The organism is uncultured Phascolarctobacterium sp., from assembly GCF_905212365.1.
GTDB lineage: Bacteria > Bacillota > Negativicutes > Acidaminococcales > Acidaminococcaceae > Phascolarctobacterium_A.
Map to the genome: position 1 here is coordinate 33,844 of NZ_CAJMEH010000007.1, position 16,639 is coordinate 50,482.

Below are 16,639 nucleotides of genomic sequence, written 5' to 3' on the forward strand. Positions count from 1 at the left end.
AAGCGCAAATTTTATAAAACGCTATTGAAGTTCTATTATTCTACCCACAAACCGTTAGCGTCCTTATGGTAGCCGACAAATTCGATAGCCAGAGCTGCCATTACCTTAGTAGCGTCTTTAATTTGTACATTCAGCTCTTCCGCTCTCAGGAAATCGTCGTGGCACATTTCAACAGGATTTTTGCTGGTCAACTGCAGATATTCGTTTTGCATTTCCACGAGAGCTTTTGCTTCAGCTTTCATTTTTTCCATTCGTATTCTCCTAATCTTTATAAAAATTTTATTCGGTAAGTTTACAAATTGCGGCGAAGTATAATGGCGCTTATAACGCTTTTATTGGACGATTAAATTCAAATCGCCAACCGCATGCGTCACATCCTTAACTGCGGACAGCAGCGCCAGACGGTTATTCTTCACCTTTTCGTCCTCGGCCATAACCATAACGTCGTCAAAGAATTTATTGATGGGCGCAACCAGCTTCACTGCTTCTGCCAGCACGGTTGCGTAATCGTATTTCACGGATGCGGCCAAAACCTCCTTGCTGGCGCTCTGAACTGCATTATGCAGCGCAGTTTCCGCTTCGGCTTCAAAAAGCTGCGGATTGATGGCGGTTTCCGTTTCCATCTTTTTGCACAGATTTGCCACGCGGGCAGCGGCCTGAATTGCGGCAAGCGCTTCTTCGCCGGCCACAAATTTATTGAGGGCGACGGCGCGGGCGTACAGGTCGGCAAAATCGTCGTTGCGTTCTTCTGCCAGCACAGCGTCCACTACGTCGTAGCGAATGCCCTGATCAATGAGCATATTACGCAGGCGCTGCTTCAAAAATTCGCCGATCTGCGGCACCAGCTTGCCGGTCTGCTCCGGCGCAATGTTCAACAGATACAAGCAGCCTGCCAAAACCTTGTACATAGAAATGTGATAGTTAGCATCCAGCAAAATATTGATAATGCCCAAAGCCTGACGGCGCAGCGCATAGGGATCCTGAGAACCGGTGGGAGCCAGACCGCGGCTGAAGGTAGCGCAGATATTATCCAGCTTGTCGGCAATGCCTACGATACGGCCAATATCCGTCTTGGGCAGCTCGTCGCCGGCAAAGCGCGGCAGATAATGCTCGAAAATACCAGTCGCTACAGCCGTAGCTTCGCCGTCCAGCTTAGCATATTCGCGGCCCATAACGCCCTGCAGCTCGGTAAATTCTACAACCATACCGGTGACCAAATCGCATTTGCACAGCAGCGCGGTGCGTTCCAGCTCTTCCTTATTAACCTTGGCATTAATCGCTATCATCAACATATTGACAGCCTGTACCAAGCGCTTGCTCTTATCATTCATATTGCCCAAGCCTTCCTGGAAGGAAACGGTCTTGAGTTTTTCCAAACGGTCTGCCAAGGAATGCTTGCGGTCTTCATTAAAGAAGAATTCCGCGTCGCTCAAGCGGGCGCGCAGTACGCGCTCGTTGCCGTGAGCTACGATTTCCAAATGCTCCCTGCCGCCGTTGCGCACGGTAATAAATTTATTCAGCAGGCTGCCATCCTCGGCCAAAACCGGGAAGTAGCGCTGATGCTCGCGCATCGGGGTGATGATGCACTCCTTAGGCAGAGCCAGGAATTTTTCTTCAAATTTGCCGCACAAAGCAGTAGGCCATTCAACTAAATAATTTACTTCCTCCAGCAAATCCTCGTTAATCTCAGCGTGACCGCCTTCTGCCACAGCCAAATCCGTAACCTGCTGGCGAATCAGCTCGCGGCGGGCGTCCTGATCCACCATTACGAAATTATCGTACAGAACTTTTTCGTAAGCGTCGGCGTTAGGAATTTCCACTGCGCCATAGGTGCCGATAACTGCGGAAGCCACAGTATTTTTAACCTTGCTGGCCGCTTTATCGAAAACAGCTTTCGCGGCGTCCAGCACCGAATCGTGTTCCTTAGCGGCGCCAATAGCGGAAGGACGCAGGAAGCGGTGGCCGCGGCTGAATTTGCCGGACTTAACGCCGGTAATTTCCACAGGGATAACTTCGTCGCCAAACAAAGCTACCAGCCAGCGGATAGGACGTACAAATTTAAATTCGTGGTCTGCCCAACGCATATTCTTGGGGAAGGTCAGGCTGGTAAGAATATCCAACAGCAAATCCGGCAGTAAATCTTTAACCGGAGCGCCGGCTAAATGCTTAACGGCGTAAACATAATTATCGCGGACAACCAAGTCCTTAACGTCCACGCCCTGACCGCGGGCAAAGCCCAATGCAGCCTTGGAGGGAGCGCCGTTGACGAAAGCGATTTTCGCGGACGGGCCTTTTGCTTCTACCGTGCTGTCAGCCTGGGTTTCGGCAACGCCGCTGGCAATAAAGGTCATGCGACGCGGAGTGCCGTACACCTTCACCTCTTCAAAGGGAATACGCAGCTCGCCCATCTTTTTTGCGGCCATCTCTTGCAGCTGCGCCAAAATGCCGGGCATAAACTTTGCGGGAATTTCTTCAGTGCCAATTTCAAAAAGTAATTTTTCCATTATTATTTCTCCCCTTTCTTCAGCAGCGGGAAGCCCATTTTTTCACGTTGCTCCACATAAGCGGCGGCGCACAGGCGGGCCATAGCGCGCACGCGGCCGATATAGGCGGTACGCTCGCTGACGCTGATAGCGCCGCGGGAATCCAGCAGATTAAAGGTATGCGAACATTTCAGCACATAATCGTAAGCCGGGCGGATGTAACCCAGTTCGATAACGCGTTTAGCCTCGGCTTCATACTTATCAAACAAATCGAAGAGTAACGCCGTATCGGCTACCTGGAAATTATAATAGGACTGTTCTACTTCGTTGGTGTGGAATACGTCGCCGTAAGTAATATCATCCACCCATTTAATATCGAAAACATTCTCCACGCCCTGGATATACATTGCCAAGCGCTCCAGACCATAGGTAATTTCTACGGTTACGGGCTTCACGTCGATGCTGCCCACCTGTTGGAAATAGGTGAACTGGGTGATTTCCATGCCGTCCAGCCAAACCTCCCAGCCCAGGCCCCAGGCGCCCAAAGTCGGAGATTCCCAGTTATCTTCTACGAAACGGATATCATGCTCCTCCTGATGAATGCCCAGCTCGGCCAAACTTTTCAGGTACAGCTCCTGAATGTTTTCAGGGGAAGGCTTCACGATAACCTGAAATTGATGATGCTGGAACAAACGGTTGGGGTTGTCGCCATAGCGGCCGTCCGCCGGACGGCGGGATGGCTCTACATAAGCCACGCGCCAGGGTTCGGGTCCCAGTACGCGCAAAAAGGTGGAAGGGTTCATCGTGCCTGCGCCCTTTTCCACATCGTAGGGCTGCGCCATGATGCACTTCTGCTCAGCCCAGAATTTTTGCAGTTTCAAAATAATTGTTTGAAAATCCATGTTCTGCCTCCTACTATCAGTATGCGTATTGTTGTTACAAAGACGATTGCTTACCAGCCGCCCTGCGGCAAATAAAATAAGCACCTTCGTCCCGGTAACTTATTGTTACAGGGACGGAGATGCCTGTATGCGAACTCCGCGGTTCCACCCTGCTTGACTGCAAAATGCAGCCCGCCTCAATCCATATGTTTTTACAGCTCCAAAGCGCCTTCGCCCGCTCTTGCCGTCTTGCACCCTCACGGCTCGCTAAGCTTGCAGGTTACTCCTCTTTATCTCAGCTTAACACATAGTATATAAAACTGCGCGGCGTTTGTCAAGCTGACATTGGCCGCGCAAATCTTTTTACTGTATAAAATTTTAAGAATCAAGGCCCAAACGCGCGCAGTCTAGTCCAGTCGTTGATAAATACCGGCCTCGCGCTTCTTTTCGGCAGTCTTGGAAATATACGTCCCCTTAACAACCGTGAAGCCCTTTTTAGCCAGCAGATTCATAATATAATCCACATGGGGACAGGGAGCTTTATGATAATTGTCGCTGACCATGCAGGAGGATAAGTGTACGATAACCTCCTGATCGTTTTCTTTAAAGCGGCGCAAGCGCTTATTGAGATTTTCCAGCTTTACGGAAAGCCCCGCGCCGCAGCAGCCACCGCAAGTAAAGGACATATAGCGCGTATCCTCCCCGTAACCGGCAAATTTGCCCTCCCTGCTGTAAAACGCATGGGTGCAGTTATAACCGCAGCAGCGCTTCTGCACATGCTCGCACTGAAGAATAACTACCAGCTTGCTCATTTTATTTTACCATGCCGTACTCGCGCAGAACGGCGTCCAGCTTAGCCTCGGCCTCAGCGCTGATAGGAGTCAGCGGCAAGCGCGGCGCGCCCGCCGGAATGCCAGTAACCTTAGTAACGGCAGCCTTGATGGGAATAGGATTGCTTTCCATAAACATAGCCTTAGCCAGCGGCACCATTTTTTTATTCAATTCAGCGGCGTCCTGCACGCGGCCTTCGCTGTAGGCCTGCATAACGTCCTGCAAAATACGGCCGTTGCAGTTAGCCAATACGGAAATCAAGCCGCAGGCGCCCACAGCCATAAAGGGCAGAATCAAGCCGTCGTCGCCGCTGTAAATCGAAATTCTTTCCGGCAGCACGCGGTACAGCTCGGCAGTTTGCGCCACATTACCGGCAGCCTCCTTCACAGCTACGATATTAGCAAAATCCGCAGCCAGACGGGCAATAGTCGCCGGCGCGATATTGGAGCCGGTGCGGCCCGGAACATTATAAACGATAATGGGCAGCTTAACAGACTTGGCCACGGCGGCAAAATGCTGATAATAGCCCTCCTGAGTCGGCTTATTATAATATGGTCCCACTACCAGCAAGCCGTCCACGCCGCATTTTTCCATAGCCTGCGCCAGCTCGATGGTGCTGGCAGTGCAGTTGGTGCCTGCGCCTGCTACAATGGGCGCGCGGCCGCCGATATGCTTAACGATGGTCTCCATAAATTTAATTTTTTCCTCCATCGTCATAGTCGCAGCTTCGCCGGTAGAGCCTTCAATTACCAGTCCATCGGTGCCGTTAGCCAGCAGCCAATCGGCCAGCTGGCAGCCAGCTTCATAATTAACGCTGCCGTCCTCGTTAAACGGCGTTACCATTGCGGTTAATAATCTTCCAAAATACGGTTTTGTCATGGAATTTACACCTCTTTATTTATTGAACCCCACATTAGTGCAAGCTAAATATTTTATAATTTGAAAGCATGATGCAGCGCCGTAACAGCGTCCACCAGACGCTCCTCTTTAATGATAGCGGAAATCGTCGTATCCGAATCCATGGTCTGCAAAATAGCGATATTTTTAGAAGCCAGCGCGGATACAAAATTAGCCATAACTCCCGGTACGCCGCGCATAGCGCTGCCTACTACCGAAACCTTGGCGCATTTAGTATTGCAGGCATATTTAAAGCCGGTTTCTTCCAGCACCTTACAGGTATGCTCTACATCCGGTGAAAATACGGCGAACATGGCCTCCTTTTCCGACAGGTTCAGGCTGCCCACGCTGATGCCGGCGTCGGCCAAATCCTCAAAGAGATTACGCCCGGCAGCGAAATCAGCAGGATTGAGCTCGATGCGAAACTGCGCCAAATCGCTGAGATGAGCCACGCCGCTGACGCAGGATTCGTTGATGGCAATTTCCGAACCGTTGCGGCGTCCGTTGGATTCGCTGGTAATCAGCGTACCCGGCGCGTCGCTGAAGGTAGATTTAACATACATGGGGATATTGCTGCTCATAGCGATTTCTACAGCGCGGGGATGAATAACCTTCGCGCCGTTGTACGCCATCTGGCAAACCTCGGCGTAGGAAATCTGCTGCAAAATATTGGCTTCTTTTACCAAACGCGGATCGGCGGTCATAATGCCTTCCACGTCGGTATAGATTTCCACAAAATCAGCCTTCAAGGCCGCGCCTAAGGCTGCTGCAGAGGTATCGCTGCCGCCGCGACCCAAGGTAGTAAACTTAAAATTATTTTCCGTAACGCCCTGGAAGCCGCAGACAACAGGAATGATGCCGGACTCCAGCAAATGCATGAGATTGGAAACATTGATATTTTTAATGCGGGCAGCGCCGAACTGCGAATCGGTAATAATGCCTGCCTGGCCGCCGGTCAGCGCCATAGCGTTGATGCCGTATTTTTGCAGCGTAGCGGCTATCACGCAAGCGGAAATAATTTCACCGCAGCACATGAGCATATCCATCTCGCGTACATTGACGGAAAGATTGACGCTCTTTAAGGTATCGATAAGCGTATCCGTAGCATAAGGCGCGCCCTTGCGTCCCATAGCAGAAACCACGACTACCGGGGAATAGCCCTTGCGCACCGCCTGCTGCACCTTATCCTTAACCGCAATACGCGCTTCGTCGCTGGCAACGGAAGTGCCGCCGAATTTTTGTACAATAATTTTCATAGATTTTTCTCCTCGATATATGAATATTTAAAGGCCGCATAGAATGCGTCATATACAAGAAAGCGCGACGACGGCGTACTAGAAGTACGTCTAGGAGCGCTGACACAGTAGATGGCGCATTATCGGCGGCCTAAGCGATTAGAGCCAGCCGTTGGCAATCATAACCTCAGCAATCTGCAAAGTATTCAGCGCCGCGCCCTTGCGGATCTGGTCGCCTACTACCCACAGGTTGAAGGTATTGGGATTGGATTCGTCGCGACGCAGGCGGCCTACGAAGCAATCGTCAGTTTCAGAGGTATACAAAGGCATGGGATAAATCTGGTTCTGCGGATCGTCCTGCATTTGTACGCCGGGGAAAGTGTCGATAGCCTTCGCCATATCCGCCAAATCCAAATCGTGCTCAAATTCGATGTTCACAGATTCGCTGTGACTGCGGTAAACAGGCACGCGCACCGTGGTCGCGGTGATGCGCAGCTCGTCGTCGTGCATAATCTTCTTGGTTTCGTTGACCATCTTCATTTCTTCTTTAGTATACAAGTTATCAAGGAAAACGTCGATCTGCGGAATCAAGTTGAAAGCGATGGGATAATGCTTAGCCAGACTGGCGGACGGCAGAATATGCGCCTCCATCTCGCGGCCCTCGCTGTAAGCCTTAGTCTGGTCTGTCAGCTCGTCTATACCCTCCTTACCTGCGCCGGAAACTGCCTGATAGGTGCTGACAACGATGCGTTTAATACGCGCCAAATCGTACAGCGGCTTCAAGGCCATAACCATGATGATGGTGGAGCAGTTGGGGTTAGCGATAATGCCCTTATGCTTTAAAATATCCTCCGGGTTAACCTCGGGTACAACCAGCGGCACCTCCGGATCCATGCGGAAAGCGCTGGAATTGTCGATAACTACCGCGCCGGCCTCTACAGCATAAGGCGCGAATTCCTTGGAAATGCTGCCGCCGGCAAACAGTGCGATATCGATACCGTCAAAGGAATCTTTAGTAGCCTCCTGCACAGTATAGGTTTTTCCCATAAAAACGATTTGCTTACCTGCGCTGCGCTTAGAAGCCAAAAGGCGTAGCTCGGCAAACGGAAATTTGCGCTCTTCGATAAGTTTTAAAAATTCGCTTCCTACTGCGCCGGTAGCGCCTAAAATTGCTACGTTATATTTTTTCATAACCCTTGCCCTCTCCTTCATTACAGTAATTTATCCAAGCCGTAAACCAAACCGGTCCGGCCTAAAATTTTGCGGCAGCCCAACGCCACGCCCGGCATATAGCATTCGCGGCTTACAGGCTCGGTGCTGATGTGCAGCGTTTCTCCCTGTCCGCCAAAAATGACTTCTTGGGAAGCAACGTAACCAGGCAAACGCACGCTGTGAATCTTCATGCCCTCATAATCGGCGCCGCGGGCTCCGGCCATGGTCTCGCGCTCGTCGGGATGTCCCTGACGCATAGCCTCGCGCACCTCGGCAATTTTTTGAGCGGTAATAATAGCGGTTCCGGACGGAGCGTCCAGCTTATTATCGTGATGCTTTTCAATAATTTCCACATTAGGGAAATATTTAGCCGCCTCGCAGGCCAGCTTCATCATTACAACTGCGCCTAAAGCAAAGTTGGGCGCGATCAGCACGGCGGTATTATTAGCGCGCGCCAGCTCGTCTACTTCCTGCAAATCGGCGTCGCTGAAGCCCGTAGTGCCGACTACGGCGTGTACGCCCAAGGGCAGCATTTTGCGCAGGTTATCCATAACTACGTTGGGACGGGTAAAGTCTACTACCACGTCCGGGCGAACATTTTCAATGGCCTTGACCAAATCGGTATTCACGCCAAAAACTACGCCGCCGCCCAGGGCAACCTGGCCGTCTTTAATATCAACGACGTCAACCAAATCTAAATCCGGTTCTGCCCAAACCTTTTTGCAAACCTCGCCTCCCATACGGCCTAAAGCGCCGTTTACCAAAACCCTGATCATAAATAAATTCAACTCCTTACGTTACTTTAACAAAAAACCGTTGAGATATTAGTTTACATATCTCAACGGTAAGCATGCTTTTTCATTCATACCATAGCTGAGATAGCCCTCCGCTGCTTTTGCAGCGACAGTCCGGCAGCTTTCACTGACGGCCCAGCACAACGGCACGGCTGCCATTGCACTTCGGCGTTAGCCCTTTCGCCTGCTTCCCAGCTCCCGCTCCGCAGACTACTGATGCTTTCCGCGCCTCTATCTTAATGGTTTGTCATTAGCAAAATTATATTACGCACAGCAGCGTTTGTCAAATACAAATGTAACAAAATCAGAGTACATGCGTATAGTGTAAATTTGTTACAGAAACACTGGCTAATGTTGTTCTTCAACTCGCCAACGCTCCTGCAAATAAGGCTCTATGACAGCTAAAATTTTTTCTGCATTCACAAGCTGCTCTTCTGCATGAGCTTTAGTTACCTCTTCGTAGTCCTTATAATCTGCTTTTTCTCGCCACCGATAGGCCTTATCCAAAATTTTAGAAACAGCCTTATCAAATATCCCGGTTTTAACATAATGCAGATTGAAGAAAGCAATTATACCAGAATGCTTGCTGGAATCAAAATTATCAAGAGCCGTCACTGCCCGCAGGCAATGAAAGATAGCGTAATAGGATCTGTTAACAGACGATTTATAACTGCCTACGTCCAGCAAAATCCAAGCGTCGTGTAAATTTTCCCTACTGCGAGCTAAACGGTATTTAGACAAATCAATTACGCTGCTTTCCATAGCACTACTCCCTCATTCTGCACATTTTTCAAATAAGGCAGCGTTTTGCCCCACTGCGCCAGCTCGGCAAGGTCAATATCCACTACTGAAAAAACTCTGTCGTACTTCAAATTCAAATCTACAATAACGTCAGATAAGGCGTCTTCCGTAGCTGCATCCATCTTGCCATCAATAATAATAGCAATATCCACATCGGACTCCGCCGTTGCCGTACCACGGGCGACAGAGCCATACAAAATAATACTTACTAATTTATTCGGCACGGCCTGACGAATCCCCTGCACTAAATCCTGTAATATGCCTTTCTGCATAGCTGTCACCTCCGTACTTGTTCTAATCATTTACTGCTTAAAGCATAGCATTTTTCAGCACCAGCGTCAAATTTCACTTACCGCCCCGTGCTGCCGAAGCCCCCGCCGCGTACTGCCTTGGCAGCCTGCTCGTCGCCGTCCGCAGTCAGGTAATTATAAAAAATGCCCTGGGCCACACGCTCGCCCTTAGGCAAGGTCACAGCCGTTTCGCCCATATTCAGCAGTGCCAGCATAATATGCCCTTCGTTATCGGCGTTATTATAATAATCGGCGTCGATAATGCCCACGTTATTCACTAGCATGATACGCTTCTTCACCGCCATGCTGCTGCGAATATGCATACCCAAATACTCGCCTGCCTGCATATATGCCTTTACGCCCGTGGGCACAAGCTGCAGCTTGCCCGGCTCCAGCGTCACTTCCTCCGGCAGGCAGAAATCATAGCCTGCGCTAAGCTCCGTCTTGCGCTCCGGCAGGGGAAAATCCACTGCGGCATATTTAGTTATTTTTTCAAAACCTCTGACTTTCATAGCGTCCTCCTTATAGAAAAGGCTCCCCTAATCCTAGGAGAGCCTTTATATTATTTTGCTTACGAATGAGAAATTTTATTTCTGCATGCCTTTCATCAGTACTGCCTTGCGGGACAGATTGATACGGCCTTTAGCGTCGATTTCCGTTACCTTAACGACGATTTCGTCGCCCACGGAAACAACGTCCTCAACTTTATCGACATGCTCGGTCGACAGTTGGGAAATATGCACCAGGCCTTCCTTGCCCGGCAGAATTTCTACGAACGCGCCGAAATTCATTAGGCGGGTTACCTTACCGGTATAAATTTTGCCCGGTTCGGCTTCGGCGGTAATGCCGTTGATCATATCGATAGCCATATTAGCCGACTCGCTGTTGATGGCGGCGATATAAACGCGACCGCTTTCTTCAATATCGATTTTCGCGCCGGTTTCGTCGACAATCTTTTTAATCGTCTTACCTCCGGGGCCGATGACTTTAGCAATCTTATCGGGGTCAACGTGAATCGTAGTAATCTTGGGAGCGTATTTAGACAGCTCTTTGCGTGGTTCGCTGATGCATTCCATCATCTTGCCCATGATAAACTCACGGCCGCGTTTAGCCTGTGCCAAAGCTTGCGTAAAGATATCCTTGTTGATGCCGTCGATCTTAATATCCATTTGGATAGCGGTGATGCCCTTGTCAGTACCGGCAACCTTAAAGTCCATATCGCCCAGAGCATCCTCCAAGCCTTGAATATCGGTCAGGATAGTGAAATATTCGCCGTCCTTTACCAGGCCCATAGCAACGCCGGCAACAGGAGCCTTAATAGGCACGCCTGCGTCCATCAAGGACAAGGTGCTGGCGCAAACGGAGCCCATGGAGGAGGAACCGTTGGATTCCAGAACCTCGGACACCAGACGAATAGCGTAAGGGAATTCTTCTTCGGAAGGAATAACAGGCTTCAAAGCGCGTTCCGCCAAAGCGCCGTGACCAATTTCGCGGCGGCCGGGGCTGCGCAGCGGTTTAGTTTCGCCTACGGAATAAGGTGGGAAATTATAATGGTGGATATAACGCTTGGTTTCCTCTGCGCCCAAACCGTCTAAAATCTGAGCTTCACGCAACGGAGCCAGAGCCAGAACATTCAAAATCTGAGTTTGACCGCGGGTGAACAAAGAACTGCCATGGGGACGGGCCAGCAGGCCAACCTCGCAGGTTACAGGGCGCACCTCGTCCAGCTGACGGCCGTCGGGACGAATCTTGTCGACGGAAATAGTGCGGCGTACAATCTTTTTAACCAGCTTTTGGGTAATATAAGCAACGTCTTTAGCGTTGTCAGGATATTTTTCCAGGAATACTTCGGCGATTTCCGCTTTTACCTTAGCTACGTTTTCTTCACGCTCCAGTTTGTTGGCGTCCATCAAAGCGTCCTTCAGCTTTTGTGCGCCGTAAGCTTCGATTTCTACTACCAGCTCTTCGGGAGGAGCGTAGAAGGGAACCTCCATTTTCGGCTTGCCAATCTCGGCAACGATTTTTTCCTGAAATTCCACTAATTGCTTAATAACGCCATGGCCGAACCAAATTGCGTCCAGCATGGTTTCTTCAGACACCTCTTTAGCGCCTGCTTCTACCATAAGGATAGCATCCTTAGTACCGGCTACAGCCAGATTCAGTTGAGAAACCTTTGCCTGCTCCACCGTCGGGTTGATGATGAACTGGCCGTCGATTAAGCCGACGCGCACACCGGCGATAGGCCCTTCAAAGGGGATATCGGAAATGGACAAAGCGCAGGAAGCGCCGACCATAGCGGGCATATCGGGAGCATTGTCCGGGTCTACGGAAACGGCGGTAGCAACGATTTGCACATCGTTATGATAGCCTTCGGGGAACATAGGACGAATGGGGCGGTCGATAAGACGGCTGGTCAAAATGGCCTGCTCGCTGGGACGGCCCTCGCGTTTAATAAAGCCGCCGGGGATTTTGCCCACGGCATACATTTTTTCTTCAAAATCAACAGTCAAAGGGAAAAAGTCTACACCCTCGCGCGGGGTTTTGGTGCCGGTAACGGCAACAACTACGGCAGTATCGCCATAACGTACTAAAACAGCGCCGTTGGCCTGTTTCGCAATCTTGCCGGCTTCGATGGTCAGAGTTCTGCCGCCAAGATCCATGCTGTAACTATGCATATTGTTATGCCTCCTCTTAAATTTTAACACATTGTGTACCTGCTAATTATTCGCCATAAAAGCAGGAAATCCTCTTTTATATTTAAAATTTTTTACATAAAAAGGCGCAGCACAAAAACAACTACCGCACCGATAGCGGCGAAAATAATAAACGTAGGCAGCAAAAAGAAAAACAAAGCCAAAATGCCGCCCAAAATCAGCAGCGTCATCAAAAGGCCGCTGCCGCAGCCAAAGGTATGCACCTTCACCCGCGGCGGCACGTTCTGCTGTCCATAGCCGCGCTCATAACCGCCGCTGCACTCCGCTCCCCGGCCGACATTTTTATTATCGCTAGCGCTGCCGTCCTCCTCGATGGTTACGCCTTCAAAGGTATCGCGTTCATCAGGAGTAAGCACCTGGACGTCGATTTTAAATTGATAGTGGCAGTAGGGACATTCCAGAGTGCCCGGCGCTACCTCGCGTCCGCAAAAATCACATTTCATAGCCCTTCTCCTCGTATAATAAGTTTGTAAGCAAGAGAAAACAGCTTACAGACTTATTCTTTTTTATGGTATAGATATAAGGACATCTAAGAGGAACTCCCCCTCATCCAATTCCCATCTATACGGTCAACAGTTACATTTTCATAAAGTTCATCCTGTGGTATGATATCAGCAGAGTCTGATGTCCGAAGGCACTGCTTTTTCTCCTTTCAGCCGGCTTTGTCCGAGACTGCTTTGAAAGCTTGCAGCCTGGCACATATGGCACATTCCGCTTACACAGAAGTTGCATCCCCGGCCGTTAGCACCAGCAAAAAATGCTGACCGGGTGCATGCTCATTACGCGAGGTTGCGGTCACCATATGCAGCACAGGATAAACCTTCTTCTTTAGGCTTCACAAATCCAGGTTGGAAAGGAGCGTGATAACATGATTAAGAGCAACTATATGTCCACTTTGTTCGTTGGTATTGATGTGAGTTCAAAATCCAATGTCGTTTATGCTATGGATTTTGATGAAAACAAATACATTGCCTCATCTTTCAACAATAACCAGCCAGGGGCTGATGAACTTGCTGCAATAATATCGGAATGTATGAAAAAACACTCTGATCTCAATACCATTGTTATTGCATTAGAAGCCACATCTGTTTACAGCATTCACATAGCTAATTTTTTATCAACCTGTGAAGCCCTAATGCCTTATAAACCCTATGTGTACTGTGTCAACCCGAAGGCAACCGCCAACTACCGCAAATCCTATGTCAGCATGGATAAAACAGATCCCATGGATGCTTTTCTCATTGCTGATTTTGCAAGAGTAGGACGCACAAAAAAATGTGAACCATGGCGCGGCGGACAATATCTTGCTCTAAAACGCCTGACTAGGCACCGGCTTCATCTTGCAGAATGCATTACCCGGGAAAAAACCTACATGGTTTCCAACCTCTATCTGAAATTCAGCGAACTTCAGCTCTTAGAAGGTGAGGAACAACCATTCAGCAACACTTATGGTGCTACAGCCTCGGCAGTACTCACTGAGTTTATGTCCCCTCAGGAAATCATTGATTCATCTGAAGAGGAACTGCTTGAGTTTCTGGCAAAGAAGAGCCGAAACCGTATCGCAGATATATCCAGAACCTCTGACCTGCTTAAAAAGGCTGCCAGAGATTCTTATCGATTAGATAAATGCATGTATGAGCCACTAAATGTATCTTTAGCAAGCTCTTTCAACTGTATCCAGACCTATCAGAAAGAAATCAAGCTGATCGAGCAGGCAATCGAAAAGTGTATCAATGGAATGAATCCGAATGCGTTTATCATTCTGAAATCCATTCCGGGCATTGGTCCCGTATGGGCTGCTGGCATTCTGTCTGAAATAGGCGATATAACCGCATTCCATTCATCCGATGCACTTGCCAAATATTCTGGTTTAACATGGCTGAAAAACGATTCTGGTGACTTTGTATCCGAAGATAACCGTGTTTCAAAGGCAGGCAACACGTATCTCCGTTATTATCTCGGAGAAGCTGCAAACAGTGTCAGGAGACATGTTTCTGAATATGCTGAATTCTATTCCAGAAAATATGCTGAAGTTACAAAACATCAGCACAAAAGGGCACTCGCGCTTACATCTCGTAAATTCGTACGACTCGTTTTTGGTTTGCTGGTCAAAAACCAACTGTACACCGGCGAAAAACTGGACGCCGAATTAAATACTGAATCTTAATAACGCTCATTTTTCAAAAACTGATTTTTGAGCGATGGTGAAGTGCGCCCTTTTTTAGGAAAAACCTATCAAAATCTTTTTCAAATATCTCTTGACATATCACCAGAATGCTTCTTATGACAGCAGCATGAGCAGCAGCCCCTCTTCATTTATATACCGGGGGTCGTGCTTCTCCAGCAAATTTACTTCTTTAATTTCTTTAGCCGTGCGGCGTATAGTGCTCACCGGCACGCCAAAGCACATATCTGAAATCTGGCTGGCGTCGTAATTATAGACGCCGTTGCATTTAATAAAATTATAAATTATGCCCGCCGCCCAAATTTCCGGCACGCGCACGCTTTTGGCAGGTCTCTGCGCCAGCTCCAGATAATCGCTCCACATAGTCTGCGCCAGCCGAATATCGTAAGCCGAAAAAGCGTAGGGCCGCATCATCTTGGCAATGCAGGCGCTGACCGCGTCCTGCAGCACTGGCTGCGGTTCATAAGAAGCAATATCAGTGCGGTAATCAAAACAGCCCAGGCGCACATAGGCCGAATACAGCAGCGACAAATGGCGCACAAAAATGGGAAAGCGGCTGATGAAATCTTCCCAGCTCATCACGCCATTATAGCGCGCCGCCACCCAATCCTTAGCCTGCTGCATAACCTTTTTAAAACGCTTGAAGGCGCTTTTTGGCATCAGCATACCGCGGACAAAATTCATCACCATGCTCTGGTTATAAAAAATATGCCCCAAAAAGACCATATCCTTAGTTTCTACCTTACCGCTGATAGGCAGCATCAGCATATACTGCTCGCCGGTAAAAACATTACAGCAGCTATAAAGCCCGTCCTCTGTTCTGCCTTCTACCGTAAACAGCACCAGCCGGGCCTGCAGCAGCTCCAAAAGCACGTCGCGGCTGACGCGCCCCTGCGCGCTGAAGCTGTCGGCGCAAATATTATCGTAAAAATGCTGTAAGGGAATTTTATCGTCGGCGAGCATGTGATAATCAAAAAGAAAATAATCCCAGAAGCATTGAGCGTATTCCTCGCTGCCGGGCTTTTCCTCCACCGCGTCGCTCATTAAAATGCCGCTGTACAAAAAGGTGGCGCGCTCCACATCGCGCTCATAACGCTTATGCGAAAAAAAGGTCTGCACCGACTCCATCAAATCCTGCAAACGATCGCCGATATTCAAAAATATCTTGGCCGGCAAATCGGGCGTAGCGTAAACATTGTAGCGCTCATATTGAGGCAGAAAACGGCCGTCCGGCCTGAGCATCTGCACCTTGCCGTCAGCCAGCAGCCTGGCTTTGGCCTCGGCAGGCGCGCTGTCGCTGGTAATAATATGCTTTTTCTTCAAATGAGCGTAGAGCTCGATCATCGTATCAAAAAACGCGCCCACGTTTTCCGCCGTCAGCACAAAGTCTGACACATTGCGGGCGCACCAGCCCACGCAGTCGATAAAATTTTCTCTGGACATATCGCCGAGAAAGTTTTCCGAATTCCCCAGATAAATGCATAAAATAGTTATATGATCCCAGGCCTGCACCAGCTCGTCCTCGCCGGCGCCCTGCCAGGCCTTCATGCGCAGAAAATTTTCCACATAGCTCTGCTGCAGAACGCCGTTCCATTCCGCGTCCTGAGCGTAAAAATCCTCTACCAAATCAAATACGTTGTCCATGCTTTCTCCATCTCTGTACATACTATAAATATTCTCTCAATAGCACAATTATAGCATACTTCCCAGCAGAGAAAAAGCAAAAACATTCTGTCTTACGGCAAGTCGACTCTGACTGCGGCTTCATAAACTGCGGCCAGAGGCACTCCCTGCTCCTTGGCAAGCTGCGCGGCGCTGGCGTATTCCACATAACGGCGTTCTCCCTGCGGCGTTTGGCACAGCTTCACCTGCACCTGGCCGTAAGGCGTCCGCACTGACGCCTGTTTGCGCGGCAGCACGCTGCGCTCCATAAAACAGCGGCGAATGCCGATGGTCGTAGTTTCGCTGAAAATAATCTGCTCCAGCCTTTCGATATTCTCCTGACGGCACAGCACCTGCAGCTGCCAGGCCGGACGGTTCTTTTTCATAAAGGCCGGCAGATACTGCACATCCAGCGCCCCTGCCTCCAAAAGCCGCTCCATAGTATAGCCCAGCAGCTCGCCGCTGCAATCGTCCAGATTGGTTTCCAGCTTGCAAATCTTGTCGCCATCAGCAGTTAAAGTTTTTTTTTAGACGCTTCGATGAGCATGGCCCGCAAAATACTGGGGCGTTCATAGGTGCGCTTGCCTGTGCCCAGGCCTATGGCCTTAATCTGAAACTGCTCCGGCAGCTCGTCGCCCGTCCTGACGGCGGCTA

General features: G+C 49.6%; 16 protein-coding genes and 1 riboswitch. Of the genes, 1 reads left to right on the forward strand and 15 read right to left on the reverse strand.

Features of this window, described 5'->3' with window-relative positions:
* Nucleotides 1–35: 35 nt before the first annotated feature.
* The 13 genes from QZ105_RS02445 to QZ105_RS02505 all read right to left on the reverse strand — a co-directional run bounded on the left by QZ105_RS02445 (nt 36) and on the right by QZ105_RS02505 (nt 12,581).
* Nucleotides 36–251: a hypothetical protein gene (locus tag QZ105_RS02445; RefSeq protein WP_293728264.1), complete on the reverse strand. Its 216-nt coding sequence runs from the start codon at nt 249–251 to the stop codon at nt 36–38.
* A gap of 81 nt (nt 252–332) precedes the next feature.
* Nucleotides 333–2,504: a glycine--tRNA ligase subunit beta gene (gene glyS / locus QZ105_RS02450; RefSeq protein WP_293728265.1), complete on the reverse strand. Its 2,172-nt coding sequence runs from the start codon at nt 2,502–2,504 to the stop codon at nt 333–335.
* Nucleotides 2,505–2,506: 2 nt separating this feature from the next.
* A complete protein-coding gene (gene glyQ, locus QZ105_RS02455; RefSeq protein WP_293728266.1) occupies nt 2,507–3,385 on the reverse strand; it encodes a glycine--tRNA ligase subunit alpha in 879 nt (292 codons plus the stop codon).
* 386 nt (nt 3,386–3,771) lie between these two features.
* Nucleotides 3,772–4,176 (reverse strand): CGGC domain-containing protein, encoded by a 405-nt coding sequence (locus QZ105_RS02460; protein WP_293728267.1) that lies wholly within the window; start codon nt 4,174–4,176, stop codon nt 3,772–3,774.
* A gap of 1 nt (nt 4,177) precedes the next feature.
* Nucleotides 4,178–5,074 (reverse strand): 4-hydroxy-tetrahydrodipicolinate synthase, encoded by an 897-nt coding sequence (dapA, locus tag QZ105_RS02465; protein ID WP_293728268.1) that lies wholly within the window; start codon nt 5,072–5,074, stop codon nt 4,178–4,180.
* Between the two features lie 53 nt (nt 5,075–5,127).
* Entirely contained in the window at nt 5,128–6,348 is a 1,221-nt protein-coding gene (dapG, locus tag QZ105_RS02470; protein ID WP_293728269.1) for an aspartate kinase, read from the reverse strand.
* 138 nt (nt 6,349–6,486) lie between these two features.
* Nucleotides 6,487–7,518 carry an aspartate-semialdehyde dehydrogenase gene (locus QZ105_RS02475; RefSeq protein ID WP_293728270.1) on the reverse strand — a complete coding sequence of 344 codons (1,032 nt, stop codon included), beginning with the start codon at nt 7,516–7,518 and terminating at the stop codon, nt 6,487–6,489.
* Between the two features lie 20 nt (nt 7,519–7,538).
* Nucleotides 7,539–8,315 (reverse strand): 4-hydroxy-tetrahydrodipicolinate reductase, encoded by a 777-nt coding sequence (gene dapB / locus QZ105_RS02480; RefSeq protein ID WP_293728271.1) that lies wholly within the window; start codon nt 8,313–8,315, stop codon nt 7,539–7,541.
* A gap of 95 nt (nt 8,316–8,410) precedes the next feature.
* A riboswitch (Lysine riboswitch) is annotated at nt 8,411–8,575 on the reverse strand.
* Nucleotides 8,576–8,681: 106 nt separating this feature from the next.
* On the reverse strand, nt 8,682–9,095 hold the full coding sequence (locus QZ105_RS02485; protein WP_293728272.1) for a HEPN domain-containing protein: 414 nt from the start codon (nt 9,093–9,095) through the stop codon (nt 8,682–8,684).
* Nucleotides 9,080–9,406 (reverse strand): nucleotidyltransferase domain-containing protein, encoded by a 327-nt coding sequence (locus QZ105_RS02490; protein ID WP_293728273.1) that lies wholly within the window; start codon nt 9,404–9,406, stop codon nt 9,080–9,082. The genes QZ105_RS02485 and QZ105_RS02490 overlap by 16 nt, the downstream gene beginning before the upstream one ends.
* Nucleotides 9,407–9,483: 77 nt before the next feature.
* A complete protein-coding gene (locus QZ105_RS02495) occupies nt 9,484–9,936 on the reverse strand; it encodes a dUTP diphosphatase (RefSeq protein ID WP_293728274.1) in 453 nt (150 codons plus the stop codon).
* Nucleotides 9,937–10,011: 75 nt separating this feature from the next.
* The gene (locus QZ105_RS02500; protein WP_293728275.1) at nt 10,012–12,099 is read right to left on the reverse strand and encodes a polyribonucleotide nucleotidyltransferase; all 2,088 of its coding nucleotides are present in this window, start codon (nt 12,097–12,099) and stop codon (nt 10,012–10,014) included.
* Nucleotides 12,100–12,191: 92 nt separating this feature from the next.
* The gene (locus tag QZ105_RS02505) at nt 12,192–12,581 is read right to left on the reverse strand and encodes a hypothetical protein (RefSeq protein WP_293728276.1); all 390 of its coding nucleotides are present in this window, start codon (nt 12,579–12,581) and stop codon (nt 12,192–12,194) included.
* A gap of 425 nt (nt 12,582–13,006) precedes the next feature.
* Here QZ105_RS02505 and QZ105_RS02510 point away from each other — a divergent pair, with 425 nt between their 5' ends.
* A complete protein-coding gene (locus QZ105_RS02510) occupies nt 13,007–14,305 on the forward strand; it encodes an IS110 family transposase (protein WP_293728277.1) in 1,299 nt (432 codons plus the stop codon).
* Between the two features lie 114 nt (nt 14,306–14,419).
* On the opposite strand, the gene QZ105_RS02515 is transcribed toward QZ105_RS02510, so the two are convergent.
* Nucleotides 14,420–15,967, reverse strand: coding sequence for a hypothetical protein (locus QZ105_RS02515; RefSeq protein ID WP_293728278.1), 1,548 nt, complete (start codon nt 15,965–15,967; stop codon nt 14,420–14,422).
* A gap of 92 nt (nt 15,968–16,059) precedes the next feature.
* Nucleotides 16,060–16,482, reverse strand: a complete 423-nt coding sequence (larC, locus tag QZ105_RS02520; RefSeq protein ID WP_366935964.1) for a nickel insertion protein — start codon at nt 16,480–16,482, stop codon at nt 16,060–16,062.
* Nucleotides 16,483–16,639 lie beyond the last annotated feature (157 nt).